The sequence below is a fragment of the Pantoea sp. Ap-967 genome (genome assembly GCF_011752565.1).
GTDB lineage: Bacteria > Pseudomonadota > Gammaproteobacteria > Pseudomonadales > Pseudomonadaceae > Aquipseudomonas.
The window spans coordinates 1-687 of the sequence record NZ_VWXK01000090.1 but is presented as its reverse complement, the minus strand read 5'-3'; the positions used below and the strand labels follow the sequence as shown (position 1 = coordinate 687).

Here is a 687-nt window from a genome sequence, read left to right as displayed (position 1 = left end):
GCAACGTATCGGGCGGGAACTACGAGAATCTGGTGGCCGACAAGTCACAAGTCAGCACCAACGTTACCGATGTGCAGGACACCACCACCGTCACCCTGACCGCCACACCGTCCGTGGCCGAAGGCGGCACCATCATTTACACCGCGACGGTTGGCGCTCCAGTCACGGGTAGCCCGGTCGTGGTTAGCTTGGCTAACGGCCAGACGATCACTATCCCGGTTGGCCAGAGCTCGGGCACAGCTACGGGCGCCACGACCAATGACGTGTACCAGGGGCATGCTCCGGTTACCAACAACATCACTGCAGTCAGCGGCGGCAATTACGAAAACCTGGTGGCGAATACGGCTACGGTGAGCACTACGGTCACCGATGTGCAGGACACCACAACCGTCACCCTGACTGCCACACCGTCCGTGGCCGAAGGCGGCACCATCGTCTACACCGCCACCGTTGGCGCGCCGGTTACCGGCAACCCGGTCGTGGTCACGCTGACCAATGGCCAGACCATTACCATCCCCGTTGGCCAAAGCTCGGGAACCGCTACGGGCGTGGTCAGCAACGACGTTTATCAAGGCCATGCACCGGTCACCAACAGCATCAGCAATGTGTCCGGTGGCAATTACGAGAATCTGGTAGCCGACAAGTCGCAGGTCAGCACCTCTGTCACCGATGTGCAGGACACGACCA

The 687-nt window shown here is 61.0% G+C and carries 1 protein-coding gene; it reads left to right on the top strand.

Going from position 1 to position 687, the window contains the following annotated elements; all coding sequences use genetic code 11:
- Nucleotides 1-687, top strand: a 687-nt coding sequence (locus F3J45_RS29615) for an immunoglobulin-like domain-containing protein (RefSeq protein ID WP_205300753.1), incomplete at both ends; no start/stop codon positions are given.